A 26,101-nucleotide genomic window follows, 5' to 3' on the forward strand; every position below is an offset into this window, starting at 1 on the left:
AGGACGACGACGGCCGCCGGCCCGGGGGCCGGCGGCTGTCGCGAGGTGGTGTCCGCGGCCGGTGGGCGTGGTGCCACCGGCCGCGGCAGGGGTCAGAGGTCGACGCCCTGGTGGTCCGCCTTCTCCGCCTCTTCGCGGGCCTGCTTCTTGGAGGCCATGAGGCTGGTGATGGTGGTCACGATGAGGACGGTGCAGATCACGCCCAGCGAGACCGGGATGGAGATCTCCGGGACGCTGACGCCGCTCTCGTGCAGTGCGTGCAGCACCAGCTTGATGCCGATGAAGCCGAGGATGACCGACAGGCCGTAGCTGAGGTGGACCAGCTTCTTGAGCAGTCCGCCGATCAGGAAGTACAGCTGGCGCAGACCCATCAGGGCGAACGCGTTGGCCGTGAACACGATGTACGGGTCCTGGGTCAGACCGAAGATCGCGGGGATCGAGTCCAGGGCGAACAGGATGTCCGTGGTGCCGATGGCCAGCATGACCACCAGCATCGGGGTCATGACCTTCTTGCCGTTCTCCACGATCCACAGCTTGGTGCCGTGGTACTCGCTGGAGACGCCGAAGCGCTTCTCCGCGGCCTTGAGGAGACGGTTCTCGTCCCAGTCCTCGTCCTCCTCGTCGGCGCGGGCCTCCTGGATCAGCTTCCAGGCGGTGTAGATGAGGAAGGCACCGAAGATGTAGAAGACCCAGGAGAAGTTGGTGATGATCGCGGCGCCGGCCGCGATGAAGATCGCCCGGAGCACCAGGGCGACGAGCACGCCGATCAGCAGGACCCGCTGCTGGTACTGGGTCGGGACGGCGAACTTCGCCATGATCAGGACGAAGACGAAGAGGTTGTCGACGCTCAGCGACTTCTCGGTGATGTAGCCGGCGAAGAACTCGCCGGCGGGGGTGGCACCGCCCCAGATCCACAGGCCGATGCCGAACAGTGCGGCCAGCACGACCCAGACGATCGTCCAGATGCCGGCTTCCTTGATGGACACGTCGTGCGGCTTGCGACCGATGAAGAAGTCGGCCCCGATCAGCACACACAAGCCCACGATGGTGGTGACCCACAGGGTCATGGAAACATCCACTGCGCCTCCGGCAGTACGTAACGGCAGGTTCCAGCGTCGTCCGCTGCCGGAGGTCTCTTCCACCCGGGGGCGGGGAACGTGTGACCGCTCCCCCGTCCCGCGGGCCGACGCCCCGGGACCCTGCCGGGTCCGTATTGACGGGTACGCCGCAGATTAGGGAGTACTCCCCTCCGCGTGCATCAGATTACCCGACCGATCAAACCGCAGTAAAGAAGAAGGTAAAGTGAGAGCCAAGTCACCAGGCCAGGCAAATGCACGAAACAACGTGTCACGCACATTGACCCTTCCGGGTGCAATGCGTGAGCGACTGCCGTCCGAACCGGCTCGCGAACGTCCGAACGAGTGAGCCACCGCGCCTTTTCGCGGGTTTTCCTCGTTAAAACCATTCCGTTCGTGGACCCGGTCGTTTCCGGGTCCACGGCACCGGCCGTCCGTCCCCCCGGCTCAGCGTCCCCGGTCCCGCCGGGCGGCGGCCACCCGGGCCAGCACCCGGTGGAGGACCTCACCGCCGGACGGCGGGAGCGAGGGTTCGTAGGTCCAGGCGTGCCCCACCCAGGGGTCGACGAGGTGGTCGTCGGGCACGGGGGTCAGTCGGAGCAGTGAACGCCACAGCGGGTCGAGCAGCGGGCCGAAGGCCGCGGCGTCCTCGCGGTCGGCCACCATCAACAGGTGCACCCCGACGCCGGGGCCCTCGTCGGCGAGGTACCGCAGCTGGGTGACGGCCCGGTCGTCGAAGCCGTGCGGGAAGTCGTGGACGATCAGCAACTGCCGCGCGGTGTCCAGGTCGCTCGGGAGTGCGTCGACCGCCTCGTTGCGCAGCGCCATCTGCACCAGGTCCACCCGCCGGGTCAACCGGGCGAGCACCTCGGCCACCCCGGCCGCCCCCCGGGCCGGCGGGGAGGCGAGGGCACCGCCGTCGAGGAGGGGGGCGAGACCGTTCGCCCCGGCACCGGCCGCGTCGATCGCGTGGACCGCGAACTCGCCGGGCGGGTGCACGGCGACGATGCGGACGACGTGGGCCACGGCGCTCGCCAGCGCCAGACGTCGGTGGGTGTCCTCGTCGACGGTGGCCGCCACCACCGAGGTCCGACCGCTGTCGACCCAGAGCCCGCGCTCCAGGGGCAGTCGGACCAGCATCGGCACGCGGAGCCGGTCGGCCTCGGGCAGGCGCAGGTCTCCCAGGCGCAGTGCCATCGGGGCTTCGACGGGCAGGGGCGCGCCCTGCCACACCGCGTTGTCCCAGCGGGCGAAGGCCGCCGGCAGCGCGGGTTCGACGACGGCGGACTCGTCGCGCAGTCGGGCGAGGTCGCGGTCGAGAGCGGCCTTGGCCCGCTCGACCAGCGCCACGTACCTGTCGCGGGCCGCCCGCCGGGCGCCGTCGCCCGCGTCCAGTCGGCCCCGGGGGTCCGCGAGGGCCCGGTCCAGTTCCCGGTCCCGCCGGGACTCCGCGAAGTCCACGGCGCTGCGGTACGCGGCGACGCTGCGGGCCAGGTCCTCGAACATGCCGCGGACCTGGTTGTACAGCCGTTCCTCCCACGACCAACCGGTGGCATCGCCCGCGACGGGCACGGGGGGCGACCCGGCCGCGGGGGAACGGCCCCGGTGGGTGTAGTCGACGGAGCCCGGCGCCAGCACCCTGGTCGCGGCGACGGCCCCGGCCCGTTCGACCGCGTCGGGCACCCCGTGGTCGGCGAGCAGTTCGGCCAGCCCGCCCGCGTAGCCCTGGCCGACCGCGCGCACCTTCCAGACGCCGCCCCTGCGGTAGAGCTCCAGGACCACGACCGCGGACTCCGTGTCCAGGCCGATCACGGTGTAGGTGGCGACCTCGGTGCCGTGCGGTTCGCCGACCGCGGCGAACGGCGCGGGCAGGGCCCCGAAGCCCGTCGGCCCGCCACCGGCGGCCGGAAGGGCCAGGAAGACCTGCACCCGTTCCGTCCCCTCTGGCAGTGCGCTCAGGTCCAGGGCGAGGCGGTGGCCCGCGGCCGTGCCCGGCACGACCTCCAGGCCGGGGAGCGCGGGCGCGCCGGGGTGCACGACCCGGGCCGGACCCGATGCCCCGCTCCCGTCGCCACCGAGGACGGCCCCGGCGATCACCGACCCGTCCGTCGTGATCCGGACCTCCAGGCGGGTCCGGATCAGTGGGCGGTTCTCCCCCCGGACCAGTTCGGCCGTCATCGCCCGCGTCCCCCGTGTCCCGAGCGCGGTGCGCGCTCCGTGTCGTTCCGTGCGCCCGGTGGGCTCCGTCCGCGCGCTCCGCCCGGGTCGGCCCGGAAGCGGACGGCGGTGGGCCGGCGGCGCCGGCCCGCTCCGCTACAGGTGCGGCAGGATCGCCGGCATCAGGTCCTGGAAGGTGCGGCCGTTGGCCGGCTGTCCGATGGCCGTCATCCGCCACCCCGTGCCCGCCCGGTGGACCTTGGCCATGATCTGCGCGGTGGCGCGTCTCCAGTCGGCGCCCGCGGTGTCCCGGTCCCCGGAGGCGGCTTCGCCGCCGTCGAGCGAGTAGCGGGCCAGTTCCTGGCCGTTGGTCTCGTCCACGAGGCGGCAGAACGCGTTCTGCACCTCGGCGAAGGTCTGGCCGGTGAACGAGTTCACCGTGAAGACGATCTGGTCGACGTGGACCGGCAGCCGTGCGAGGTCGACGACGATGGCCTCGTCGTCCCCGCCCTGGCCGGCGCCACCGACCAGGTTGTCCCCGGTGTGCTGCACGGAACCGTCGTCGCTGACGAGGTGGCGGAAGAAGACCACGTCGACGGGGTTCTTCTCGGCGAAGAGCACCGCGGAGGCGTCCAGGTCGACCTCCCGGGTGCGGGAGCCGAACAGGCCGCGGCGCCGTGCCGCCTGCCAGCCGAGCCCCATGCGCACCGCGGTCAGGGCGCCCCCGTCGCCCTTCTGCAGACTGATGGCCTGCCCCTTGGACAAGTTGACCGTCACGCGTTGTCCCCTCTCCGACCGTCCCCGGGCCGCGGTGAAACGCGGTTGCCGAGAACCCTATGCACGGGCGCCGATCGCGCCGCACCGATGTCCGCCGTTTGTGTCGGTCTTGCAACACACCGGCGCGCAGGCTCCCGCGACCGGTCGCGGGAGCCGCGGCACGGGCCGCCGTCAGGACAACCCGGCCTCCTTCATCTGCCGGAGTTCCTTCTTCATCTCCGACACCTCGTCCCGCAGCCGGGCCGCGATCTCGAACTGGAGGTCGGCCGCGGCGGCCCGCATCCGTGCGGTCATCTCCTCGATCTGCTCGGCGAGCGCGGCGGCCGGCCGGTCCGTGGGTCCGCCCGCCGCGGCGGCCCCGGCCGCGGACCGCTGCGTGCCCTTGGCCGCACCGCCGCGCGTGGGGACGGGGGCCTTCGCACCCTTGCCGTCCTTCGTCGCCCGGTACCCCGTGCCGAGGAGTTGCTCGGTGTCGACCTCCTCGCGGGCGATGGTGGCCACGATGTCGTTGATCTTCTTGCGGAGGGGCTGCGGGTCGATGCCCCTCTCCTTGTTGTAGGCGACCTGCTTCTCCCGGCGGCGGTTGGTCTCCTCGATGGCCTTCTCCATCGCCGGGGTGACCTTGTCCGCGTACATGTGGACCTGCCCGGAGACGTTGCGGGCCGCCCGTCCGATGGTCTGGATCAGCGAGGTGCCCGACCGCAGGAAGCCCTCCTTGTCCGCGTCCAGGATGGCGACCAGGGAGACCTCGGGCAGGTCGAGTCCCTCGCGGAGGAGGTTGATGCCGACCAGGACGTCGTACTCGCCCGCCCGCAGCTCCCGCAGGAGTTCGACCCGGCGCAGGGTGTCGACGTCGCTGTGCAGGTAGCGCACCTGGATGCCCAGTTCCAGGAAGTAGTCCGTGAGGTCCTCGGCCATCTTCTTGGTGAGGGTGGTGACCAGGACGCGTTCGTCCCGCTCGGTGCGCTTGCGGATCTCGTGCACCAGGTCGTCGATCTGGCCCTCCGTGGGCTTGACGACGACCTCGGGGTCGACCAGGCCGGTGGGGCGGATGATCTGCTCGACGAAGCCGTCCGACCGCGCCAGCTCGTAGTTCCCGGGGGTCGCGGAGAGGTAGACGGTCTGGCCGATGCGCTCCTGGAACTCCTCCCACCGCAGCGGGCGGTTGTCGAGGGCGGAGGGCAACCGGAACCCGTGGTCCACCAGGGTGCGCTTGCGGGAGGCGTCGCCCTCGTACATCGCACCGATCTGGGGCACCGTGACGTGCGACTCGTCGATGACCAAGAGGAAGTCCTCGGGGAAGTAGTCCAGCAGGGTGTTCGGCGGAGAGCCCGGGGAGCGGCCGTCGAAGTGCATCGAGTAGTTCTCCACGCCGGAGCAGGAGCCGATCTGCCGGAGCATCTCGATGTCGTAGGTGGTGCGCATCCTCAGCCGCTGCGCCTCCAGCAGCTTGCTCTGCTTCTCCAGGTCGGTCAGCCGCCCCGTCAGCTCCGCCTCGATGTCGTTGACCGCGCGCTCCAGCCGCTCCGGGCCGGCCACGTAGTGCGAGGCGGGGAACACGTGGAGGTGCTGGTCGTCGCTGATCACCTCGCCGGTGAGCGGGTGGAGGGTGGACAGGGCCTCGATCTCGTCCCCGAACATCTCGATGCGGACCGCGAGCTCCTCGTAGACCGGGAAGATCTCGATGGTGTCCCCGCGCACCCGGAAGGTCCCGCGGGTGAACGCCGCGTCGTTGCGCGTGTACTGGATGTCGACGAAGCGGCGCAGCAGGGCGTCGCGGTCGATCTCCTCCCCGACCCGGAGGGAGACCATCCGGTCGACGTACTCCTGGGGCGTGCCGAGGCCGTAGATGCAGGAGACGGAGGCCACCACGACCACGTCCCGACGGGTCAGCAGGGAGTTCGTGGCGGAGTGCCGCAGCCGCTCCACCTCCTCGTTGATCGAGGAGTCCTTCTCGATGTACGTGTCCGACTGGGGGACGTACGCCTCGGGCTGGTAGTAGTCGTAGTACGAGACGAAGTACTCGACGGCGTTGTTCGGCAGCAGCTCGCGGAACTCGTTCGCCAGCTGGGCGGCCAGGGTCTTGTTGGGGGCCATCACCAGGGTGGGGCGCTGGAGCTTCTCGATCATCCACGCCGTGGTGGCGGACTTGCCGGTGCCGGTCGCGCCCAGCAGGACGACGTCCTTCTCCCCCGCGCGGATGCGGCGGTCGAGCTCCGCGATGGCCGCGGGCTGGTCGCCGCTGGGGCGGTAAGGGCTGACGACCTCGAAGGGTGCCGTCGTGCGTTCGATGTGGGATACGGGCCGCATGACATCCACCGTACGGCGCCGCACTGACACCGGCCGGCACCCGCGGGATGCGGGCCGGGCCGGCCGCCGAGGCGGACCGGCCCGTTCCGGGTCAGTTCACCAGTTCTCCGAACCCGGCTGCGCCGGGCGGGTCGGGGCGGCACCGGGCGCGCCCCCGTAGGGACCGGCGCCGTAGGGCGTGCCCCCGTAGGGCGCGGCGGGGGTGCCGGCGGGCCGGAAGGCCGGGGTGGTGGGGGTGAAGACGGACTGCTGGGCCGCCGCGGCCCGCTCGGCCCGGGCCCGGTCGGCGGCCTGGCCGGCCTCCCACTCGGAGCGCCCCATGATCAGCACCGGGTCGAACATCACGATGACGCCGGCGAGCAGCAGGAAGGCCAACGGGCCGATCAGCATCGGGGTGAGGAGTTCCGCGGAGGAGGCGCCGCTCAGGCTGCCCGCTCCGTCGTGCACGCTGACGCTGAGCGCGGCCATGCCGGTGTAGTGCATGCCGGTGACGGCGACGCCCATCACCAGGCTGGCGCCGAGCGTCCAGACGAAGCCCCGGACCTGGGCGGCGGCCCACAGCGCGGCGGTCGCGGCGAACACGGCGACGAGCACCGACAGGACCACGGTCCCGGTGTCGTAGAGCAGGCGGCCGTTGAGGTGCATGGCCGCCATGCCCAGGTAGTGCATGGAGGCGACGCCCAGGCCGGTGAGGGTGCCGCCGGTGAGCAGCGCCAGGGTGGTGCCGCCCTTGTAGCCGACGATGAAGACGCCCACTCCGACCATCGCGATCGCCACGCCGAGGCTGGCGAAGGTCATGGTGATGTCGTAGTTGATGGGCGACTCCCGGACCGTGAAGCCCATCATCGCCACGAAGTGCATGGTCCAGATGCCCGAGCCGATCGCCGCCGATCCGAGCGCCAGCCAGCCCGGCCGCCAGGAGTCCGCGACGAGCAGTGACCTGGTGGTGCAACGCAGCCCCAGTGCCGCCCCCAGACAGGCCATCACGTACGCGATCACCGGAGTGACCCAACCGTAGGTGAAGCCGTCGATGGTGCCTTGCATGTACGGATGCCCTTTCCCTGATGAGGTGCCCCCCGGTGGCGTCCGTTTCCCCCCTCCCAGGGCCCGGATCGTCATGGGCTGATCGAGATTATGGCCCGAAGAAGAACGCGCGAGCGATTTTCCGAATAAAGGATCACGCTCGTCATTCCCGGGTGGGCACCCGTAAATGCGCCCGACCGGGTCATCCGTTCCGTGCGTGTGCACGCGCCGTACACGTTTCCTCGCGCTCCGCCTGGCAGGGTCGGTCCCGTGCTCGTTCATATGATGCGAAAACTTCCGGTATCCGCACGGATGGGCGTCGTCGCCTCGATCATCACTTTGAGTACGACGGCTGTGGTTCTGCCCACACTTTCCTCCCGGGCCCTCGCCACCGAGGGGAAGGTCACCGTGATCGCCCACCGCGGGGCCTCGGCGCAGGCTCCGGAGAACACCCTCGCCGCCGTCGACCGGGCGGACGCGTTGGGCGTCGACTGGGTCGAGAACGACGTCCAGCGCACCAGGGACGGGGTCCTGGTCGTCATCCACGACACCGACCTCAAACGCACCACCGACGCCGAGGAGGTGTTCCCCGACCGGGCGCCGTGGAAGGTCGCCGACTTCACCGCCGAGGAGATCGCCCGTCTGGACGCGGGCTCGTGGAAGGGGAAGGCGCACGCCGGTGCCCGCGTGCCCACGCTCCGCGCGTACCTGCGCCGCGTCGACGACAACGGCCAGAAGCTGCTCCTGGAGCTCAAGTCGCCGAAGTCCTACCCGGGCGTCGAGGAGGACCTGCTGGAGGTCCTCGCCGAGGAGCGCTGGCTCGACCAGCGCCACCTCAGGGACCGGCTGGTGGTCCAGAGCTTCGACGCGGACGCCCTGCGCACCCTGCACGGTGCCCGCCCCGACCTGCGCACCGGCTTCCTGGGCGCCCCCTCCCCCGCCGCGCTTCCCTGGTACGCGCAGTTCACCGACCAGATCAACCCGAAGAGCAGCACCGTGTCCGCCGCGTACGTGGCGACCGTCCAGGCCCTCGGCGGACCCCACGGCCGCCGACTGGAGGTCAACGTCTGGACGGTGGACGAGCCCGAGGAGGTCCGACGCGCCGTTCGCAAGGGGGTGGACGGCATCATCACCAACGCGCCCGACGTGGTCCGCGAGACGCTGGACGGACGGAAGTCGTTCGCGGTCGCCGGAACGGGCTGACCGCCACCGGACGGGCCCGCCCGGTGGAGCCCTCGGCCGGCTCCCGGGGCGGGCCCGTGGGCGTACCGTGGCCCCATGGTCAGCACGCACGGCGCCCGGAGCACCGACACCACCGACGAGGACGTCCCGGGGGCCGGCCCCGGCCGGGTGGCCCGATGGGCGGTCGTCGACAGCGCCATCGGCCCGCTCCTGCTGGTCGTCACCCACCGCGGACTGGCCAAGGTCGCCTTCCACGCGGACGCGGCGGTCTGCGAGGAGGTGCTCGACGCGCTGGCGCCCCGGCTGGGCGGCCGGCCGGTGCACGCGCCCGACGACCCTGCGGTGGCGCGGGCGGTGCGGCAGACGGCCGCGTACTTCGCGGGCCAGCTGCGGACCTTCGACCTGCCCCTGGACTGGTCGTTGGTATCGGGCTTCCACCGCGAGGTGTTGCGGGAACTGCTGGCGAGCGTCCCCTACGGAACGGTCGCCGGCTACGGGGAGTTGGCCGGCCGGGTGGGGCAGCCGGGCGCCGCGCAGGCGGTGGGCGCGGCCATGGGCGCCAACCCGCTGCCGGTGGTCGTGCCCTGCCACCGGATCGTCGAGAGCGACGGGGGCATCGGCGGGTTCGGGGGCGGACTGGAGGCCAAGCGCACGCTGCTGGCCCTGGAGGGGGTCCTTCCCCAGCCGTTGTTCTGACCTCGGGTCCGTGCGGCCCCGCCCCGGACGGATGCCGGGATCATCCCGGGGCGGACCTCGCCCGGTGCGACGGATGGGCGTCCGGGACGAACGTGCAGGTCACTGATGTGAGTGAACCTCTGGGGGAACGAAGCCTTCCCCTTCCCGGCCGTCCCCGAAGTCGCCCCGGGACTGGCAGACTTGCCCGCCGAGCGCAGTCGAGAACGAGGAGTCCCGGCATGTCGGTGGCGGAGAACCTGCGGAGGGTCACGGGGCTGCGCTCCGTCGGCAGGTGGCGCAGGGCGGCCCGGTTGCCCCGGGTCCGCAGACGGGTCGACCTCAGCCACCCGGCCCGCTCCCCGTTGGGGTCCGCCGTGGTCAACTGCGTACGGTACCGAGGCGGGGTCCGACAGGCGGGCGCCACCGGCAGCCGCGGCCAGGAGCTGCTGGAGGCCGAGGTGGCGAAGGCCAGGGAGAGCGGTGACGGCTTCGTCTGGGTGGGGCTGCACGAGCCCACCGAGGAGCAGTTCGCCGGCATCGCCCGGCTCTTCGACCTGCACCCCCTCGCGGTCGAGGACGCGGTCCACGCGCACCAGCGGCCCAAGGTCGACCGGTACGGAACGACGCTGTTCGCCGTCTTCAAGACCGTCTGCTACGTGGAGCACACCAGGCTGACCGCCACCAGCGAGGTGGTGGACACCGGGGAGTTGATGGTCTTCGTCGGCCGCGAGTTCGTGATCACCGTCCGGCACGGTCGGCACGGCTCGCTCGGCCCGCTCCGCGAGGAGCTGGAGGCCGCACCGCACCGTCTGGCCAAGGGCCCGATCGCGGTGCTGCACGCCGTCGCCGACCAGGTGGTCGACGAGTACCTCCAGGTCACCGACGCCTTCCAGAACGATCTGGACCAGATCGAGTCCGAGGTGTTCGCCGAGGACGGGGCCCGGGTCGACCCGGGCCGGGTGTACCAGCTCAAGCGGGAACTGCTGGAGCTGAAGCGCGCCGTGGTGCCGCTGAGCGGGCCGCTCCAGGTCCTCTCCGACCAGCCCTCCCCCACGCCGGACACGGACATACGGGCGTACTTCCGGGACGTCGCCGACCACGTGCTGCGGGCCGGGGAGCAGATCGGCGCCTACGACGACCTCCTCAACTCGATCCTCCAGGCCCACCTCGCCCAGGTCACCGTCGCCCAGAACTCCGACATGCGGAAGATCACCGCCTGGGCGGCGATCATCGCGGTGCCGACGATGGTGTGCGGGGTCTACGGCATGAACTTCGCGCACATGCCGGAACTCGGCTCCCCCTACGGCTACCCCGCGGTGCTCACCGTCATCGCCGTCGCCTGCTTCCTGGTGCACCGGGGGTTCCGGCGCAACGGCTGGCTCTGACGGCGCGGGGGAGGATCAGCGCGCCGCGTAGACGCTCTCGGCCCAGGTGGCGAGTTGCCCGTCGGTGAGGTGCCCGGCGAGGTCGGCCTCGCTGATCATCCCCACCAGGCGCTTGTCCTCGATCACCGGCAACCGGCGGATACGGTGGCCCTGCATCTCCTGGAGCACCGCGTCCACGTCGGCGTCCGCGTCGATCCAGCGGGGGGTGCCCTCGGCGAGCTCGCCCGCGGTCACCTTGGCGGGATCGTGGCCCATGGCCACGCACTTCACCACGATGTCGCGGTCGGTGACGATGCCGCAGAGCCGTTCGTCGGCGTCGGCGATCGGCAGCGAGCCGACGTCCAGGTCGCGCATCAACTGGGCGGCCCGGTCGAGGGTCTCGTGAGCGGGGATCCACTGGGCGCCCCGGTGCATGATGTCTCCGGCGGTGGTCATGCGGTACCTCCCGGTGCCGGACGGCCGGCGCGGCGCGGGACGCGTCGCTAGTCCCGGCGGCATCCATTCTCTCCGGGGCGAGGGGGTCGCGCACGCGGGCGGCCCCCGGCCGGCGTGCGCCCGGCGGCGCCGGTCGTATCGTGGAGGGGGAGGCGCCACGCGAGGAGACGGCCATGGCCGACCCCAAGGGCTTCCTGCGGACCGGTCGCGAGGAGTGGCCGCGCCGACCGGTCGAGGAGCGGGTCCGGGACTGGGACGAGGTGTACGTCCCCGGGGCCCTGCTGCCCCTGATCAGGCGCCAGGCCGACCGGTGCATGGACTGCGGGGTGCCCTTCTGCCACCAGGCGTGCCCCTTGGGCAACCTCATCCCGGAGTGGAACGACCTGGTGGCCCGGGACGACTGGCGGGCCGCGAGCGAGCGGCTGCACGCGACCAACAACTTCCCCGAGTTCACGGGACGGCTCTGTCCGGCGCCCTGCGAGACCGGATGCGTGCTGGCGATCGACCAGCCGGCGGTGACGATCAAGAACGTCGAGGCGGCGATAGCGGACCGGGCCTGGGCGGACGGCCGGGTGCCGCCCCGGCCCCCGGAGCGGCTCTCGGGGCGGAGGGTCGCGGTGGTCGGGTCGGGCCCGGCGGGCCTCGCGGCGGCGCAGCAGTTGACCCGGGCCGGGCACACGGTGGCCGTCTTCGAACGGGAGGACCGGATCGGCGGGCTCCTGCGGTACGGCATACCGGCGTTCAAGATGGACAAGGCGCAACTGGAGCGGCGGCTGGGGCAGATGCGCGAGGAGGGGACGAAGTTCCGCACGGGGGTCGCGGTGGGCGGCCGGGACCTCCCCGCCGAGGAACTGCGTTCCCGCTACGACGCCGTGGTGCTGGCCACCGGCGCCACCCGCTGGCGGGAGTTGCCGGTGCCGGGAAGGCACCTGACGGGGATCCACCAGGCGATGGAGTACCTGCCGTGGGCGAACCGGGTCCGCGAGGGCGACCTGGAGGTCTCGCCGCTGTCGGCGGCCGGTCGGGACGTCGTCGTGATCGGCGGCGGGGACACCGGTGCGGACTGCCTGGGCACGGCCCTGCGCGAGGGGGCCGCCTCGGTGACCCAACTGGACATCCACGCCCTGCCCGGCCCGGACCGTCCCGCCGAGGAACCCTGGCCCACGTATCCCCGGGTCTACCGGCTGTCGGCGGCCCACGAGGAGGGCGAGGAACTGCACACCGCGCCGGTGTCGGACGCGGACGCCCGGCTCTTCGCGGCCTCGACCCTGGGCTTCGTCCCGGACGCCGGGGGCCGGGTGTGCGGGGTGCGGGTGGCGGACGTGGACGCGCGGCGGCGACCGTTGGCCGGTTCGGGACGCACCCTGCGGGCGGACCTGGTGTTGCTGGCGCTCGGCTTCTCGGGGCCCGCGCGGGACGACGGGCTGGTCGAGGGGCTGGGGCTGGCCCTGGACGAGCGGGGGACCTTCGCCCGTGACCGGGCCTTCGCCACCAACGTTCCCGGCGTGTTCGCCGCGGGGGACGCGGCGCGCGGGCAGTCGCTGGTGGTGTGGGCGATCGCGGAGGGCCGGGCGGTGGCGGCGGCGGTGGACCGCTTCCTCCTCGGGAGCAGCACGCTCCCCGCGCCGATCGACCCGCAGGACCGTGCGATGGGGGTGTGAACGCACGGGCGGGCCGACCCTGGGGCATCGGGGCCGCTCCGCCCCGCCGCCGACCGGACCGCGGTGCGCCGACCCCGCGGGCGCCGTGGACACGCGTCAAGAGAGCAGGAAGTCGGCCTCCCCGGCCTTGGCGCCCTGGATGAACGCCCTGATCTCTCCACGCGTGTAGATCAATGCGGGCCCGTCCGGATCCGCGGACTGACGCACGGCGACCCTGCCGTCGGCCAGCTTCATGGCCTCGACGCAGTTCCCGCCGTTCCCCCCGCTCCAAGGCTTGTGCCAGCCCTCGGTGCCGAGTTCGCGTGCCGGCATGCCGTTGTATATCCCCTGGCGATCCATTCACAGCTCCTTGCGGAGATCCCGCAGGATCTCCTTCGTGCGATGTGCCGTAGCGGCCTGGGCCGCCATGCGGTCCATGACCTCTAGGTGCCGGGTGACCTCGGGACGTGCATCGAGGTAGACGGCGCCGGTCAGGTACTCGCTGTAGACCATGTCGGGCAACTCCGGCATGGCGAAGCGGAACAGCACGAAGGGCCCGTACGTGCCGGGGTGCGGACCCGAGTCGAACTGGGCGATCTGGAGGGTCACGTTCGGCAGCTTCGTGCGGTCCAACAGCGTGTCGATCTGCTCGCGCATCACCTCGGGGCCACCGGCGGGACGGCGCAGAACGGTTTCGTCCATGACGACCCACAGCCGGGGCGCGTCCCGGCGGGTCAGCAGTTCCTGCCGCTGCATCCGCAGGGCCACGTGCCGTTCGATGTCCTCGGGTCGGGTGCGGCCCACGGCGCCCGACCGGAGCACGGAGCGCGCGTAACCTTCCGTCTGGAGCAGTCCGGGAACGAAGTGGGGTTCGTACGTGCGGATGAGGGTCGCGGCACCCTCCAGGCTGACGTGCATGGAGAACCAACCCGGCAGGACGTCGTGGAAGCGCTGCCACCAGCCCGGACGGTTCGCCTCCTCCGCCAGGTTGACGAAGGTGTCGACCTCCTCCTCCGGGACCCCGTACGCCTTCAGCAGGAGTTGGAGGTACGGAATCTTGAGCGCCACCTCCGCGGTCTCCATCCGACGGACGGTGGCCGATGCGACCCGCAGGACCTGCGCTGCTTCCTCCCGCTTCAGCCCTGCGCGTTCTCGCAGGTCCTGGAGGCGGCGCCCGAGCACGACCTGACCGACGGTCGGCGCGGACCGCGGTTCGCTCACGTCCACCTCCGGAGAGTCACCGATGATCGGGCAGCACAGAAGAGCGGACCCAACCGGGGCCGCTTCGCGTGCTGTTGCGAGCAGTGTGTCATGTGTCCTACGCCAAGCACACTGCACTCTGCAATTTTCAGAGTGGTACTTGCCAAGTGTTCACGGCGGGGAGATAGTGGCAAACGTGATTCCGTCCGCGCCGTTAGGAACAGAGGCTGCCGTCATGGGTATCGGTGCCGAGGCAGCCGGGGCGTCTCCTGGCGAGACCACCAGGCGCCGTTTCCGCTTCGAGTTGGCCGCACATCCGAGTTCACCCGCACGGGCCAGGCGTCTCACCCGGGCCAGGTTGTCCGGCTGGTCCGTGTGCGAGGACACCTGCGACGCGGCCGATCTCGTGGTGTCCGAGCTGGTGACCAACGCCATCGTGCACACCGCTTCGGACCTGATCGTCTGCGAGTTGCACGACGACTCCGAGAAGGTGCGCATAGCCGTCAGCGACGAGGGCTGCGCACCGGGCGACCCCCGTCCCTCGTCCCAACGGCCCGAGGAGGAACACGGACGCGGGCTGCTCCTCGTGGCGGCGGTCTCCACCGCCTGGGGCGCCCAGGAGACCGGGCCCGGCCTGCTGGTGTGGGCCGAACTGCCGCGGACCGCACCGCCGTCGGACGGATCGCCGTCCGGGTCCCGCGCGGGGGAGTTCCGCGGAACGGGGGCCGAATGGGTGTGACGATCGGGCGGACGCTGAGCCTCGGCACGCTGGCCAGGCTGGACCGCCACCGCAAGGCGAACGGACGCGGAGGCAGCACCTGTCCCCTGCGGTTGGCCCTGCCCACGGGCATGTCCGTACCGCTCGGCTGCGACGCGGTGTCGGTGCCCTCCCCCTACGCCCGACGGGTGAACCGCCGTCTCCCCCGGGTCGGTTGCGTCTACGCCGACCTGGACCGCTGGTGGTGGATCGTCCCGTCCGACTCCGACGTGGCGCTGGAGTGGCCGGCGCCCGCCCGCTACGCCTGCGGGGCCCTGCTCCCGGACGAGGGACGCCCCCCGGGGCTGATCCACCGGCCGGACGCCACCGTCCCCTACACCCCGCCCATACCGCTCTATCTGGCGCTATGCCGCGTCACGGGAACGCCGCCCAGTTGGTGCCGCGTCCCGTGACAGCCTGACCGGCGACCCTGGGGGTGTCGCCCGGTCACCCGGTCCGACCGGCGGCCCGTGGGGGTGCCGCCGGTCGGACCCCTTTTGCGTCCGGCCGGGAGCTCACCACCTGACGGGCAGTTCCCCCAGTCCACGGGCCCGCAGGTTGCGCCCGCATTCCCCTCGTCGTGCGACAGCCGTGCTTCACCGAGTCCGGCCCGTAGGGTCGTCGAGCAACCACCGGGCGTCATCGGGGGCCGGGCGGCCGGCCGGGCGGGGCGCGCGGTCGGGGCGGTCGTCGGGGTCCGGGCGCGAGGGGGGCGAGACGAGGGCCATGGGCGTCCACCCTGGGGCCGGACGCGGGCGCCGGGAGGACGTTCCGGGAGGTGGCCGGAGTCGATCGGCGGGGTGGCTCGAACCGGTGATCCGGGTGCACCGCACGGAACGCCGTCGCATGATCGGATCCGATGGCCCCGCGCACCGGAGGCGGGGCCGCCGTACGGCTGAGGAGTCCCGTGATCCGTCGTGTCACCGTTCCGTCCCTGTTCGCCCCGCCCGCCTACGCGCACGCCTCCGTGGTGGAGGCCGGCACCCGACTGGCGTTCCTCGCCGGCTCCGTCCCGCTGGACGCGAGCGGCGAGCTGGTCGCCCCCGGGGACCCGGTGGGGCAGACCGAGCAGATGATCGCGAACCTCGCCGAACAGGCGGGGGCCGTCGGCGCCGGGCTGGAGGACGTCGTGTACACCGACGTGTACGTGGTCACCGACTCGCCCGAGGTCATCGCGACGGTCTGGGACGTGGTCCGGGCGAGCGGGCTGAGCCGGGGCCCGCACTCCTCGACGATCATGGGCGTGACCTGTCTGGGGTACCCGGGCCAGCTCGTGGAGATCACGGCGACGGTCGCGGTCCCCCGGGACTGAGGCCGTCCGGGCCGGTGCCGGCCACCGCGGACGCCTCCCGGAGCACCTCGCCCAGCATCGCGGGGGTCAACCGCCCGGTGAACGTGTTGCGCTGGCTCACGTGGAAGCAGCCGAAGACGGTCAGGTCCGAGGCCGCCGCTCCGCCGGCCCGGGGCGGCGCCGCTTCCAGGACGTAGCGGGCGCCGTGGCCGAAGGCCGGCCGCGGCCTCGGCACCCGGTAGCCGGCCGCGGCGAGCGCCGGGAACAGCGCCTGCCAACCGAAGGCCCCGAGCACCACCACCGACTTCAGGGTGGGCCGCAGCAGCTCCAGTTCGCGGACCAGCCAGGGGCGGCAGGTGTCCCGCTCCCCGGGCGTCGGACGGTTGGCGGGCGGCGCGCAGTGCACCGGAGAGGTGATCCGCACGCCCCGCAGGGCCAGTCCGTCGTCCGCGGACTCGGTGCGGGGCGCGGAGGCCAGGCCCAGCGCGTGCAGCGCCGCGTACAGCACCTTGCCCGAACGGTCGCCGGTGAACATCCGCCCGGTCCGGTTCGCGCCGTGCGCGGCGGGCGCGAGGCCCACGATCAACAGAGCGGCGTCGGGCGGCCCGAAGCCGGGTACGGGGCGCGCCCAGTACGTCCAGTCGCGGTAGGCGGCACGTTTGACCCGTCCGGCCTCCCGGCGCCATGCGACGAGCCGGGGGCAGGCCGTGCAGCCGGTGATCCGCCCGTCCAGCACGGCGAGCCCGTCCCGGTCCGGAACGTCCCGCGCCGCGGCCCGCACCCGCGCGGCGCTCCCGATGGCTTCGACGGCGTCCACCCCACCACGGTAGGCATCCGCGGCTTTCCCCGCCGGCGGGGAGATATTCACGGCGGTCGGCCCGAGCGGCCGACTATGGTCGGAGCATGGCTTCTGATGTGGCGGGCGGACCCGGTCCGACCCCGCCGGACACCCCGTCCGATCCGGCTCCCGAGCACCCGGCGAAGGCCGACCCGGCCCTCGCGGTCGCCCCCGACCCGTCCCGGGGCAGTGTCCGGGTGGACAGTTGGATCTGGTCGGTGCGCCTGGTGAAGAGCCGTTCACTGGCGGCGACCGCCTGCCGAGGCGGGCACGTCCGGGTCAACGGCGAGCGGGTGAAGCCCGCACACGGCGTACGGGTCGGGGACGAGGTGCGCGTGTGGCACGCCGGGCGCGAGCGGGTCGTGGTCGTCAAGGAACTCCTGCGCAAGCGGGTCGGGGCACCGGTGGCCGTCAGCTGCTACCTCGACAACAGTCCGCCGCCCCCGCCGCGCGAGGCCGTGGTGCCCATCGGCCTCCGGGACCGGGGCACCGGTCGCCCCACCAAGCGGGACCGCAGGGAACTGGAGCGGCTGCGCGGCCCCGACGCCCCCACGGGCTTCGGTGACCCTTCGACCCGGGGACGGAGCGGGAGCCCTCGCTGACCCCTCCCGCCGGTTTCACGCCTGCGGCACCACCCGCAGCCACATCCCGTCGTCGGTGAGGGCGCGGTCCACCCGCAGCCCCGACTCCGCGAGCACTTCGTCCAACTCCGCCGGGGTCATCGGGCGGCTGAGGAAGGTCTGCCGCCAGACGGCGTCGGGGAAGACGTACTCCGCACGGACCTCACGCACCCCGTCCGCCGCGGGCAGCGAAGCGATCCGCACGGTGAAACCGGCGGGGTCGACCCGTTCGACCGGGCCGCGGGTGTGGTAGTCGGCCCCTTCCCGCTGGACGATCACGCACCCTTCGGCGGTGACGTGACGGCGGCAGGCGTCGAGGATGCCGCGCTGCACCCGGCGGTCACCGGAGTGCACCAGGTACGACGTCAGCGTCACCACGTCGAAGGTCTCGCCCAGGTCGAGCGACTCGATGGAGCTCCGCACGGTACGGGCCCCCTTCACCCGCGCCAGCATCTCGGCCGACTCGTCGACCGCGGTGACGTCGAACCCGCGCTCCACCAGAGGCCCGGTCATCCGACCGACTCCGCAGCCCAGTTCGAGGAGCCGGGCCCCCGCGGGCGCCGCCCCGGCGATCACCTCCGGCTCCCCGTACAGGGGCAGTCGTGCGTACAGCTCCACCGCGCACCCGTCGGGAGTGATCGCACCGGGCCCGGATCCCTCGTATCCCTCACGCATGGAGGACTCCTACCCGGTCCTGCGACGGCTAGCCCACGGTGTGTCCGCGGAGTACGGTGCAGGAGGGAGTGGTGATGGCACCATGCGCACTGGCAACGAGCCGGCCACCGCGCGCAGCCCGCTGCGCATGCGGTTCTGGCTGAACCTCTGGGGCATGGCCTGGGCGATCGCGGGAACGGCCGCCTTCGCCTGGGTCGGGCGACCGGGCTGGGCGGCTGCCTGCGCGGTCCTGTGGGTGATCACCGTGGTGGACCTGTTCGCGATCGTCCGGCACATCCGGCAGGGCCCGCACTACCAGCCGGGTCGGGACGTCCCGCCCTACGAGCCGCCCTCGGACGACCGGTGACCGTGCCCTCCGCCCCGGACGGGGGCATCAGTCGTCGAAGCGGGCCGCGGCCAGGTACTCGGGGTTGGGGTCCAGGGCCGCCGCGAGCCGGAAGTGCCGCACCGCCTGCTCGGGTCGGCCCGCCCGCTGGTAGGTCCGGGCGAGCGCGAAGTGCGCGAAGGCGTTGTCGGGCTCGCGCTCCAGCACGATCGTGAATTCCAGCTCGGCCGGCCTGAGCTGGGCGGCGGCGAAGAAGGCCCGCGCCCGCAGCAACCGGGCCGCGGTGTTCTCCGGGTGCGCCGCGATGACCCGGTCCAGCAGTTGCACGGCCCCTCGGGGGTCCCTCGCGTCCAGCAGCCGCTCGGCCGCACGGTAGTCGATGACGTGGGTCTCCGGGCTTCGTCCGCTGGATGCACTGCGCTCGGCCACACCTCATCCCTTCCCCTCCGTCACCCGTTCAACGCGCCGCCCCCGCCGCCGCATTCCCCGTGCCCGCAGGCGGCCACCCGTCACGCACCGGTCGCCCGCCGCACCAACCCCTCCCAGACCCGGGCCACCGCTTCCCTCAGCTCGTCGAGCGGCACGTCGTTGTCGATCACGATGTCGGCGACGGCCAACCGCTGCTCCCGCGTGGCCTGGGCGGCCATCCGGGCCCGGGCGTCCGCCTCGGACATGCCCCTCAGCCGCGTCAGCCGGTCCAGCTGGGTCTCCGGGGCGACGTCGACCACGACGACGAGGTCGTAGAGGTCGGACAGGCCGTTCTCCGCGAGCAGCGGAACGTCCTGGACGACCACCGCGTCGGCGGGGGCGGCGTCCTTCAGCTCCGCGGAGCGGGCGCGTACCAGGGGGTGCACGATCCCGTTGAGCACGGCCCGTCGATCGGGGTCCGTGAAGACGATCGCCCCCAGTGCGGCACGGTCCAGCGAACCGTCCCCGGCCAACACCTCCGGTCCGAAGGCATCCACCACCGCGGCCAGCCCGGGCGTCCCCGGCTCGACCACCTCCCGGGCGATCCGGTCGGCGTCGATCAGCACCGCGCCGTGCTCCACGAGCAGCCGGGACACCTCGCTCTTGCCGGCTCCGATGCCACCGGTCAGGCCCACTGTCAGCATGCCCGCAGCCTAGTGCCGTGGCCCCGACGGCTCAGGCGTCGCCCTCGCGCTCCGCGAGGAAGCGTTCGAACTCCCGGCCGATCTCGTCGGCGGAGGGGATCTCAGAGGGCTCGGCCAGCATGTTGCCCCGGCTCTCCGCACCGGCCGCGGCGTCGTACTGGTGCTCCAACCCCTGGACCAGGCTGGTCAACTCCTCGTCGCCCTCCCTGATCTGACGGTCGATCTCGGTCTGCGTGCGGTGCGCCTCGGTGCGCAGGGCGTGCGCGACGCTCGGGAGGACCAGACCGGTGGCGGAGGTGATGGCCTCCAGGGCGGTGAGGGCCGCGTCGGGATAGGCGGAGCGGGCGATGTAGTGCGGTACGTGCGCCGCGACGCCGAGGACGTCGTAGCCGGCCTCCATCAGCCGGTACTCCACCAGCGACTCCGCGCTACCGGGCACCTGGGCCTCGTCGAAGGGGCTGCGGTGGCCGGGCACCAGGTCGGTGCGGGAACCGTGCGGGGTGAGCCCCACGGGTCGCGTGTGCGGGACACCCATGGGGATGCCGTGGAAGTTCACCGCGAGCCGGACCCCGAGACGGTCCACGATCTGCTGCACGGCGGCGGCGAAGCGCTCCCACTCGACATCGGGTTCGGGGCCGGAGAGGAGGAGGAAGGGGGCCCCGGTGGCGTCCTGGACGAGGCGCACCTCCAGCGCGGGCACCTCGTACTCCGTCCAGCGGTCCCGCCGGAAGGTCAACAGCGGGCGCCGCGCGCGGTAGTCGACCAGCCGGTCGTGGTCGAAGCGGGCGACCACCTGGTGCGGCATCGCGTCCAGCAGTCTCTCCACGATCTGGTCGCCGGTCTCCCCCGCGTCGATGTAGCCGTCGAAGTGGTAGAGCATCACCAGGCCCGCGGACTCCTGGGCCAGCGCCACGTCGACGACGGCCAGGCCCTTCGGCTCCCACGTGTACAAATCCTGCGGATCAAGCACAGCCGCTCCTCCTCGTGTCCCTCAGCCAGAACACGCTGTGGGACGGGGGCATTCCCCGCGTGACCGCCGGACATGCCCGTTCATCCGTCCGTCCCGTCACCCGAACGGCGACCGGCGGACCGGAGCGCACACGACGAAGGGCCCGCACCCCCGGGAAGGGGTGCGGGCCCGACGTCAGCGGCTAGCGCCTAGTGGGGAGCCTCAGCTCTGGCCACCGGCGAGCTTCTCGCGGAGCGCGGCGAGCGCCTCGTCCGAAGCCAGGGCGCCGGAGTTGTCCGCGGACTCCGAGGAGTACGAACCGCCACCGGAGGCAGCCTGGGCGGCGACGGCGTCGCCACCCTCGGCGGCAGCCTGCGCGTCGGCCTCGCGGGACTTGATGACCTGGGCCTGGTGCTGCTCGAAGCGGGTCTGCGCCTCCGCGTACTGGCGCTCCCACTCCTCGCGCTGCTTCTCGTAACCTTCGAGCCAGTCGTTGGTCTCGGGGTCGAAGCCCTCGGGGTAGATGTAGTTGCCCTGGTCGTCGTAGGACGCGGCCATGCCGTACAGGGTCGGGTCGAACTCGACCGCGGACGGGTCGGCACCGAAGGACTCGTTGGCCTGCTTCAGCGAGAGGCTGATGCGGCGACGCTCCAGGTCGATGTCGATGACCTTGACGAAGATCTCGTCGTTGACCTGGACGACCTGCTCCGGGATCTCCACGTGGCGCTCGGCCAGCTCGGAGATGTGGACCAGGCCCTCGATGCCCTCGTCCACGCGGACGAACGCACCGAACGGAACGAGCTTGGTGACCTTGCCGGGGACGACCTGACCGATCTGGTGCGTCCGGGCGAACTGCTGCCACGGGTCTTCCTGGGTCGCCTTGAGCGACAGGGAGACGCGCTCGCGGTCCATGTCCACGTCGAGGACCTCGACGGTGACTTCCTGACCGACCTCGACGACCTCGGAGGGGTGGTCGATGTGCTTCCAGGAGAGCTCGGAGACGTGGACGAGACCGTCGACGCCACCCAGGTCCACGAAGGCACCGAAGTTGACGATCGAGGACACGACGCCGGAGCGGACCTGGCCCTTCTGGAGGGTGGTGAGGAACGTCTGGCGGACCTCGGACTGGGTCTGCTCCAGCCAGGCTCGGCGGGACAGGACCACGTTGTTGCGGTTCTTGTCCAGCTCGATGATCTTCGCCTCGAGCTCCTTGCCGACGTACGGCTGGAGGTCGCGGACGCGACGCATCTCGACCAGGGAGGCCGGGAGGAAGCCGCGGAGGCCGATGTCGAGGATGAGACCACCCTTGACGACCTCGATGACGGTACCGGTGACGATGCCGTCCTCTTCCTTGATCTTCTCGATGGTGCCCCAGGCACGCTCGTACTGGGCGCGCTTCTTCGAGAGGATCAGGCGGCCTTCCTTGTCCTCCTTCTGGAGGACGAGGGCCTCGATCTCGTCACCGACGGCGACGACCTCGTTGGGGTCGACGTCGTGCTTGATCGAGAGCTCGCGGCTCGGGATGACACCTTCGGTCTTGTAACCGATGTCGAGCAGGACCTCGTCCCGGTCGACCTTCACGATGACGCCGTCGACGATGTCGCCGTCGTTGAAGTACTTGATCGTCTCGTCGATCGCGGCGAGGAAGGCTTCCTCGTTACCGATGTCGTTGACCGCTACCTGCGGGGTGGTGGCGGTGGTCTCGGTGCTGCTCGTCATGTGGGAAAGGGCTCCGGTACGGACATTGAAGTCGTAGGTACTGCTACGCCGGGAGCCGTTGTCGCTCTGCAGAAGCCGGACAGTCCTGAGAAGCGCGCTCCGAACCCTCGCGGGAAAAACGGACCACACCTCGAAACCGAGGGGACATACATACAGACGCGAGCGCAGCCTGCTCTGTCTGAGGAGCGCAGGCTCGCAGCGCAACTTGTAGCATACGGGGGCAGCCGGACAGGGTCAATGCGCGAAAGGCGCACACCCGGGGCGGATCGCCGCATTCCCGGCACCGAAACCGTCACGCGAGGCCACAGCGGCCACATCCGGCCATGGACCGATCTCTTTCGGCCAACGTGGAACGCGTCCGCGGTTCGTCGGAAGAGTACGACGAGGGAGCCAATCATCCAAGAGGTCGAACTGCCCGAGCCGGAAGCCACCCGGCGCACCGTTTCGGGCACGGAGAGCAGCCGCGCCAACCGCGGCTGGTGGGACCGCAACGCCGACGAGTACCAGAGCGACCACGGGGCGTTCCTCGGGGACGACCGGTTCGTCTGGGGCCCCGAAGGGCTGGACGAGGCGGACGCCGCGCTGCTGGGGCCGGCGGCGGAACTGGCCGGGCGGGACGTCCTGGAGATCGGGGCGGGGGCCGCGCAGTGCTCGCGCTGGCTGGCCGCGCAGGGGGCCCGGGCGGTGGCGCTCGACCTGTCGCACCGGCAGCTCCAGCACGCCCTGCGGATCGGGTCGGACGGGGTGGCCCTGGTGGAGGCGGACGCCGGAGCGTTGCCGTTCCGGCCGGACTCCTTCGACCTGGCGTGTTCGGCCTACGGGGCGCTCCCGTTCGTCGCGGACCCGGTGCGGGTGCTGCGCGAGGTGCGTCGGGTGCTGCGACCGGGCGGCCGGTTCGTCTTCTCGGTGACCCACCCGATCCGCTGGGCCTTCCCCGACGAGCCGGGTCCCGAGGGCCTGTCGGTGGCCGCGTCGTACTTCGACCGCACGCCCTACGTGGAACAGGACGAGAGCGGCGAGGCCGTGTACGTGGAGCACCACCGCACGCTCGGCGACCGGGTGCGGGACGTGGTGGCCTCCGGATTCCGCCTGGTGGACCTGGTGGAGCCGGAGTGGCCGGAGTGGAACGGGGAGGAGTGGGGCGGTTGGTCGCCGCTGCGCGGGCACCTGATCCCCGGCACCGCGGTCTTCGTCTGCGAGCGGTAGGGATCGCCCCCGGGCCCGGCTGCGCGCCCCCTTCACCATGGAAAATCACATCATCATGCGATCCGACCCCGCTTGTGGATAACCGAACGCACCGGTCGCGCCCAGGCCGCACACTGACCGCATGATCCGAACCGATGCACTCGAACGTCTCCCGGTGCGCGAGGCCGTGCCCGCCCTGCTGTCCGCCCTGGACGACCACGGGACGGCGGTGCTCTGCGCACCGCCCGGCACGGGCAAGACGACCCTGGTGCCGCTGGTGCTCGCCGGTCTGGTCGGCCCGCAGGGCGACCGACCGGGGTCGCCCGCTCCCCACCGGGTCCTCGTCGCCGAGCCGCGTCGGATCGCCGCCCGGGCCGCCGCGCGCCGGATGGCCTGGCTGCTGGGCGAACGGCCCGGCGGGCGGGTGGGGTTCACCGTGCGCGGTGAGCGGGTGGTGGGACCGCAGACCGTGGTCGAAGTGGTCACGACCGGCGTGCTGCTCCAACGTCTCCAGCGGGAGCAGGAGTTGACGGGAGTGGGGACGGTGGTCCTGGACGAGTGCCACGAGCGGCACCTGGACGCGGACACCGCTGCCGCGTTCCTGCTCGACGTGCGGGGCACGCTCCGTCCGGACCTCCGGCTGGTGGCCGCGTCGGCGACCACCGACGCGCGCGGCTGGGCCGAACTCCTGGGCGGGGCACCGGTGGTGGAGACGGCGGGGGCGTCCCATCCGGTGGACGTGGTGTGGGCACCGCCCCCGCGCACGGTGCGACCTCCGCACGGCACCCGGGTCGACCCGGCCCTGCTCGCGCACGTCGCCTCGGTGGTGCGGCGGGCCTGGGCGGAGCGGACGGGGGACGTGCTGTGCTTCCTGCCCGGGGTCGGGGAGATCGCCCGGGTGGCGGGGCAGCTGGCGGACCTCCCGGCCCCCTCGGGCGGGGGCGGCGCCGAGGTACTCCAGGTGCACGGACGGGCACCGGCCGCCGTGCAGGACGCGGTGTTGGCCGGTGGGTCGGCGCGCCGGGTGGTGCTGGCGACCTCGGTGGCCGAGTCCAGCCTGACCGTGCCGGGCGTGCGGACCGTGGTGGACGCGGGCCTGGCCCGGGAGCCGCGGACGGACCACGCCCGGGGACTCGGTTCCCTGACGACGGTGCGGGTGTCCCGGGCCGCCGCCGACCAGCGGGCCGGGCGGGCCGGGCGGGAGGCCCCGGGGACGGTGTACCGCTGTTGGTCGCCCGCGGAGCACGACCGGTTGGCCCCGTTCCCGCTTCCGGAGATCAAGGTGGCCGAGTTGACGGCGTTCGCCTTGCAGAGCGCGGTGTGGGGTGACCCGGAGGCGACCGGCCTCGCCCTGTTGGACGCGCCTCCACCGGGTGCGCTCGCCGCCGCCCGGGCCAGCCTGGGCGCGCTCGGCGCGGTCGACGGATCGGGTCGGGTGACCCGGCGCGGGCTGCGGATGGCGCGCGTGGGGCTGCACCCACGGCTCGCGCGGGCGCTGTTGGACGGGGCCGCGGAGGTGGGCGGGCGGCAGGCGGCCGAGGTGGTGGCGCTGTTGAGCGAGGAGCCTCCCCGGGCATACGGGGACGACCTCGCGGCCGCGTGGCGCTCCGCCCGACGGGGCGACGACGGCTACGGCACACGGTGGAAGGCCGAGGTGCGCCGGCTGACGGCGGCCCTGGACGGGGCGGACCACGAGCGCTCCGGCGGCCCCGCGGTCGGGGTCCGGCCCGCTCAGGACTCCCTGCTCGACGACCGGGACCGGGTGGCGGGACTCGTGGCGGCGTTGGCCTTTCCGGAACGGCTGGCCAGGGAACGGGGCGAGGGCGACTACCGGATGGTGTCGGGCACCCGGGCCCAGTTGGGCGAGGGCTCGGCACTGCGGGGCGTGCCCTGGCTGGCGGTGGCCGTGGCGGACCGGCCGGCGGGGGCGGGGCACGCCCGGGTCCGGCTCGCCGCCGCGGTGGACGAGGGGGTCGCGCACCGGGCTGCCGGGTCCCTGCGCACCGAGGGGGACGAGGTCGCCTGGTCGGACGGGGACCTGGTGGCGCGGCGGGTCGAGCGGTTGGGAGCGGTGGAGTTGTCGGTGCGCCCGTTGGCGGAGCCCGATCCCGCGTTGGTCGGGGAAGCGGTGTTGGAGGGGTTGCGCCGGGAGGGGCTGGGCCTGCTCGGTTGGGACCGTGACGCCACGGTGCTGAGGCAGCGGCTGGCGTTCCTGCACCGCACCCTGGGCGGCGGCTGGCCCGAGGTGTCCGATGCGGCACTGATCGCGCGCGCCGCGGAGTGGCTGCAGCCGGAACTGGGGCGGGTGCGGAGCCGGGCGCAGTTGGCGCGCATCGATGCGGGGCGGGCGCTGACCCGGTTGCTGCCCTGGGCGAGCGGGGAGGCCGCCCGCCTGGACGCGCTGGCACCCGAGCGCATCGAGGTGCCGAGCGGCTCCCGGATCAGGGTGGACTACGCGGACCCCGAACGGCCGGTGCTCGCGGTGAAGTTGCAGGAGGTGTTCGGGTGGGTGCGCACGCCCGAGGTGGCGGGGGTGCCGCTGTTGATGCACCTGTTGTCCCCGGCGGGTCGGCCGGCTGCGGTGACCGCGGACCTTCCCTCGTTCTGGTCCCAGGGGTACCGGGCGGTGCGGGCCGAGTTGCGGGGGCGCTACCCCAAGCACCCGTGGCCGGAGGATCCGTCGACGGCGCTGCCGACTCGGCACACCACGGCCCGGGCGGGGGGATGAGGTGGTGTCCGCCCGGGCCCGCCGAGCGGCGGGCCCGGGCGG

25 protein-coding genes are annotated in these 26,101 nt (G+C 72.4%); 11 read left to right on the forward strand and 14 right to left on the reverse strand.

The genetic code is table 11. The features are described 5' to 3' along the window. Positions 1-92 precede the first annotated feature (92 nt). The 5 genes from ACSMX9_RS04850 to ACSMX9_RS04870 form a co-directional block, all read right to left on the reverse strand. Entirely contained in the window at positions 93-1,079 is a 987-nt protein-coding gene (locus ACSMX9_RS04850; RefSeq protein ID WP_445400233.1) for a TerC family protein, read from the reverse strand. Between the two features lie 444 nt (positions 1,080-1,523). Continuing rightward, positions 1,524-3,254, reverse strand: coding sequence for a TerD family protein (locus tag ACSMX9_RS04855; protein WP_445400235.1), 1,731 nt, complete (start codon positions 3,252-3,254; stop codon positions 1,524-1,526). Between the two features lie 135 nt (positions 3,255-3,389). Next, the gene (locus ACSMX9_RS04860; protein WP_445400237.1) at positions 3,390-4,010 is read right to left on the reverse strand and encodes a TerD family protein; all 621 of its coding nucleotides are present in this window, start codon (positions 4,008-4,010) and stop codon (positions 3,390-3,392) included. 171 nt (positions 4,011-4,181) lie between these two features. Beyond that, positions 4,182-6,320, reverse strand: coding sequence for an excinuclease ABC subunit UvrB (uvrB, locus tag ACSMX9_RS04865; RefSeq protein ID WP_445400239.1), 2,139 nt, complete (start codon positions 6,318-6,320; stop codon positions 4,182-4,184). Between the two features lie 96 nt (positions 6,321-6,416). Further along, the gene (locus ACSMX9_RS04870; RefSeq protein ID WP_445400241.1) at positions 6,417-7,364 is read right to left on the reverse strand and encodes an MHYT domain-containing protein; all 948 of its coding nucleotides are present in this window, start codon (positions 7,362-7,364) and stop codon (positions 6,417-6,419) included. A 291-nt stretch (positions 7,365-7,655) separates the two neighbouring features. On the opposite strand from ACSMX9_RS04870, the gene ACSMX9_RS04875 reads away from it, so the two are divergent. The 3 genes from ACSMX9_RS04875 to ACSMX9_RS04885 all read left to right on the forward strand — a co-directional run bounded on the left by ACSMX9_RS04875 (position 7,656) and on the right by ACSMX9_RS04885 (position 10,585). Continuing rightward, positions 7,656-8,546 carry a glycerophosphodiester phosphodiesterase gene (locus ACSMX9_RS04875; protein WP_445400243.1) on the forward strand — a complete coding sequence of 297 codons (891 nt, stop codon included), beginning with the start codon at positions 7,656-7,658 and terminating at the stop codon, positions 8,544-8,546. Between the two features lie 75 nt (positions 8,547-8,621). Next, entirely contained in the window at positions 8,622-9,221 is a 600-nt protein-coding gene (locus tag ACSMX9_RS04880) for a methylated-DNA--[protein]-cysteine S-methyltransferase (RefSeq protein ID WP_445400245.1), read from the forward strand. 218 nt (positions 9,222-9,439) lie between these two features. Continuing rightward, positions 9,440-10,585 (forward strand): magnesium and cobalt transport protein CorA, encoded by a 1,146-nt coding sequence (locus ACSMX9_RS04885; protein ID WP_445400247.1) that lies wholly within the window; start codon positions 9,440-9,442, stop codon positions 10,583-10,585. A gap of 15 nt (positions 10,586-10,600) precedes the next feature. Here the strand turns inward: ACSMX9_RS04885 and ACSMX9_RS04890 are convergent, their stop codons facing one another. Further along, positions 10,601-11,020 (reverse strand): CBS domain-containing protein, encoded by a 420-nt coding sequence (locus tag ACSMX9_RS04890; protein ID WP_445400249.1) that lies wholly within the window; start codon positions 11,018-11,020, stop codon positions 10,601-10,603. Between the two features lie 173 nt (positions 11,021-11,193). On the opposite strand from ACSMX9_RS04890, the gene ACSMX9_RS04895 reads away from it, so the two are divergent. Further along, on the forward strand, positions 11,194-12,681 hold the full coding sequence (locus tag ACSMX9_RS04895; protein WP_445400251.1) for a glutamate synthase subunit beta: 1,488 nt from the start codon (positions 11,194-11,196) through the stop codon (positions 12,679-12,681). 96 nt (positions 12,682-12,777) lie between these two features. Here the strand turns inward: ACSMX9_RS04895 and ACSMX9_RS04900 are convergent, their stop codons facing one another. Further along, a complete protein-coding gene (locus tag ACSMX9_RS04900; RefSeq protein ID WP_351248499.1) occupies positions 12,778-13,020 on the reverse strand; it encodes a DUF397 domain-containing protein in 243 nt (80 codons plus the stop codon). Continuing rightward, positions 13,021-13,881, reverse strand: a complete 861-nt coding sequence (locus ACSMX9_RS04905) for a helix-turn-helix domain-containing protein (protein ID WP_351248501.1) — start codon at positions 13,879-13,881, stop codon at positions 13,021-13,023. A 214-nt stretch (positions 13,882-14,095) separates the two neighbouring features. Between ACSMX9_RS04905 and ACSMX9_RS04910 the strand changes: the two genes are divergently transcribed. The 3 genes from ACSMX9_RS04910 to ACSMX9_RS04920 all read left to right on the forward strand — a co-directional run bounded on the left by ACSMX9_RS04910 (position 14,096) and on the right by ACSMX9_RS04920 (position 15,929). Next, complete coding sequence (locus tag ACSMX9_RS04910; protein WP_351248503.1) at positions 14,096-14,599, forward strand: ATP-binding protein; 504 nt, start codon at positions 14,096-14,098, stop codon at positions 14,597-14,599. Then, on the forward strand, positions 14,590-15,030 hold the full coding sequence (locus tag ACSMX9_RS04915; RefSeq protein WP_351248505.1) for a hypothetical protein: 441 nt from the start codon (positions 14,590-14,592) through the stop codon (positions 15,028-15,030). The genes ACSMX9_RS04910 and ACSMX9_RS04915 overlap by 10 nt, the downstream gene beginning before the upstream one ends. Positions 15,031-15,524: 494 nt before the next feature. Continuing rightward, complete coding sequence (locus ACSMX9_RS04920) at positions 15,525-15,929, forward strand: RidA family protein (protein ID WP_366116321.1); 405 nt, start codon at positions 15,525-15,527, stop codon at positions 15,927-15,929. Here ACSMX9_RS04920 and ACSMX9_RS04925 read toward each other — a convergent pair. Further along, on the reverse strand, positions 15,898-16,707 hold the full coding sequence (locus ACSMX9_RS04925) for a uracil-DNA glycosylase (RefSeq protein ID WP_445402892.1): 810 nt from the start codon (positions 16,705-16,707) through the stop codon (positions 15,898-15,900). The two genes, ACSMX9_RS04920 and ACSMX9_RS04925, sit on opposite strands and share 32 nt — an antisense overlap. Before the next feature lie 104 nt (positions 16,708-16,811). Here ACSMX9_RS04925 and ACSMX9_RS04930 point away from each other — a divergent pair, with 104 nt between their 5' ends. Beyond that, positions 16,812-17,348, forward strand: coding sequence for an RNA-binding S4 domain-containing protein (locus ACSMX9_RS04930; protein ID WP_445400253.1), 537 nt, complete (start codon positions 16,812-16,814; stop codon positions 17,346-17,348). A 15-nt stretch (positions 17,349-17,363) separates the two neighbouring features. Here the strand turns inward: ACSMX9_RS04930 and ACSMX9_RS04935 are convergent, their stop codons facing one another. Next, positions 17,364-18,041: a class I SAM-dependent methyltransferase gene (locus tag ACSMX9_RS04935; RefSeq protein ID WP_445400255.1), complete on the reverse strand. Its 678-nt coding sequence runs from the start codon at positions 18,039-18,041 to the stop codon at positions 17,364-17,366. An 82-nt stretch (positions 18,042-18,123) separates the two neighbouring features. Here ACSMX9_RS04935 and ACSMX9_RS04940 point away from each other — a divergent pair, with 82 nt between their 5' ends. Next, the gene (locus ACSMX9_RS04940) at positions 18,124-18,387 is read left to right on the forward strand and encodes a DUF6343 family protein (protein ID WP_351248513.1); all 264 of its coding nucleotides are present in this window, start codon (positions 18,124-18,126) and stop codon (positions 18,385-18,387) included. Between the two features lie 27 nt (positions 18,388-18,414). On the opposite strand, the gene ACSMX9_RS04945 is transcribed toward ACSMX9_RS04940, so the two are convergent. The 4 genes from ACSMX9_RS04945 to rpsA form a co-directional block, all read right to left on the reverse strand. Continuing rightward, complete coding sequence (locus ACSMX9_RS04945) at positions 18,415-18,795, reverse strand: tetratricopeptide repeat protein (protein WP_445400257.1); 381 nt, start codon at positions 18,793-18,795, stop codon at positions 18,415-18,417. Positions 18,796-18,875: 80 nt separating this feature from the next. Continuing rightward, positions 18,876-19,478, reverse strand: a complete 603-nt coding sequence (gene coaE, locus ACSMX9_RS04950) for a dephospho-CoA kinase (protein ID WP_445400259.1) — start codon at positions 19,476-19,478, stop codon at positions 18,876-18,878. Positions 19,479-19,509: 31 nt separating this feature from the next. Further along, positions 19,510-20,448 (reverse strand): PAC2 family protein, encoded by a 939-nt coding sequence (locus ACSMX9_RS04955; protein WP_445400261.1) that lies wholly within the window; start codon positions 20,446-20,448, stop codon positions 19,510-19,512. Between the two features lie 201 nt (positions 20,449-20,649). Next, positions 20,650-22,146: a 30S ribosomal protein S1 gene (rpsA, locus tag ACSMX9_RS04960; RefSeq protein WP_445400262.1), complete on the reverse strand. Its 1,497-nt coding sequence runs from the start codon at positions 22,144-22,146 to the stop codon at positions 20,650-20,652. A 237-nt stretch (positions 22,147-22,383) separates the two neighbouring features. Between rpsA and ACSMX9_RS04965 the strand changes: the two genes are divergently transcribed. Together ACSMX9_RS04965 and hrpB are read left to right on the forward strand one after the other, a co-directional pair. Beyond that, complete coding sequence (locus tag ACSMX9_RS04965) at positions 22,384-23,352, forward strand: class I SAM-dependent methyltransferase (RefSeq protein ID WP_445400263.1); 969 nt, start codon at positions 22,384-22,386, stop codon at positions 23,350-23,352. Positions 23,353-23,473: 121 nt separating this feature from the next. Continuing rightward, positions 23,474-26,059: an ATP-dependent helicase HrpB gene (gene hrpB / locus ACSMX9_RS04970; protein ID WP_445400265.1), complete on the forward strand. Its 2,586-nt coding sequence runs from the start codon at positions 23,474-23,476 to the stop codon at positions 26,057-26,059. Positions 26,060-26,101 lie beyond the last annotated feature (42 nt).

This window comes from Streptomyces sp. LE64, assembly GCF_052606915.1.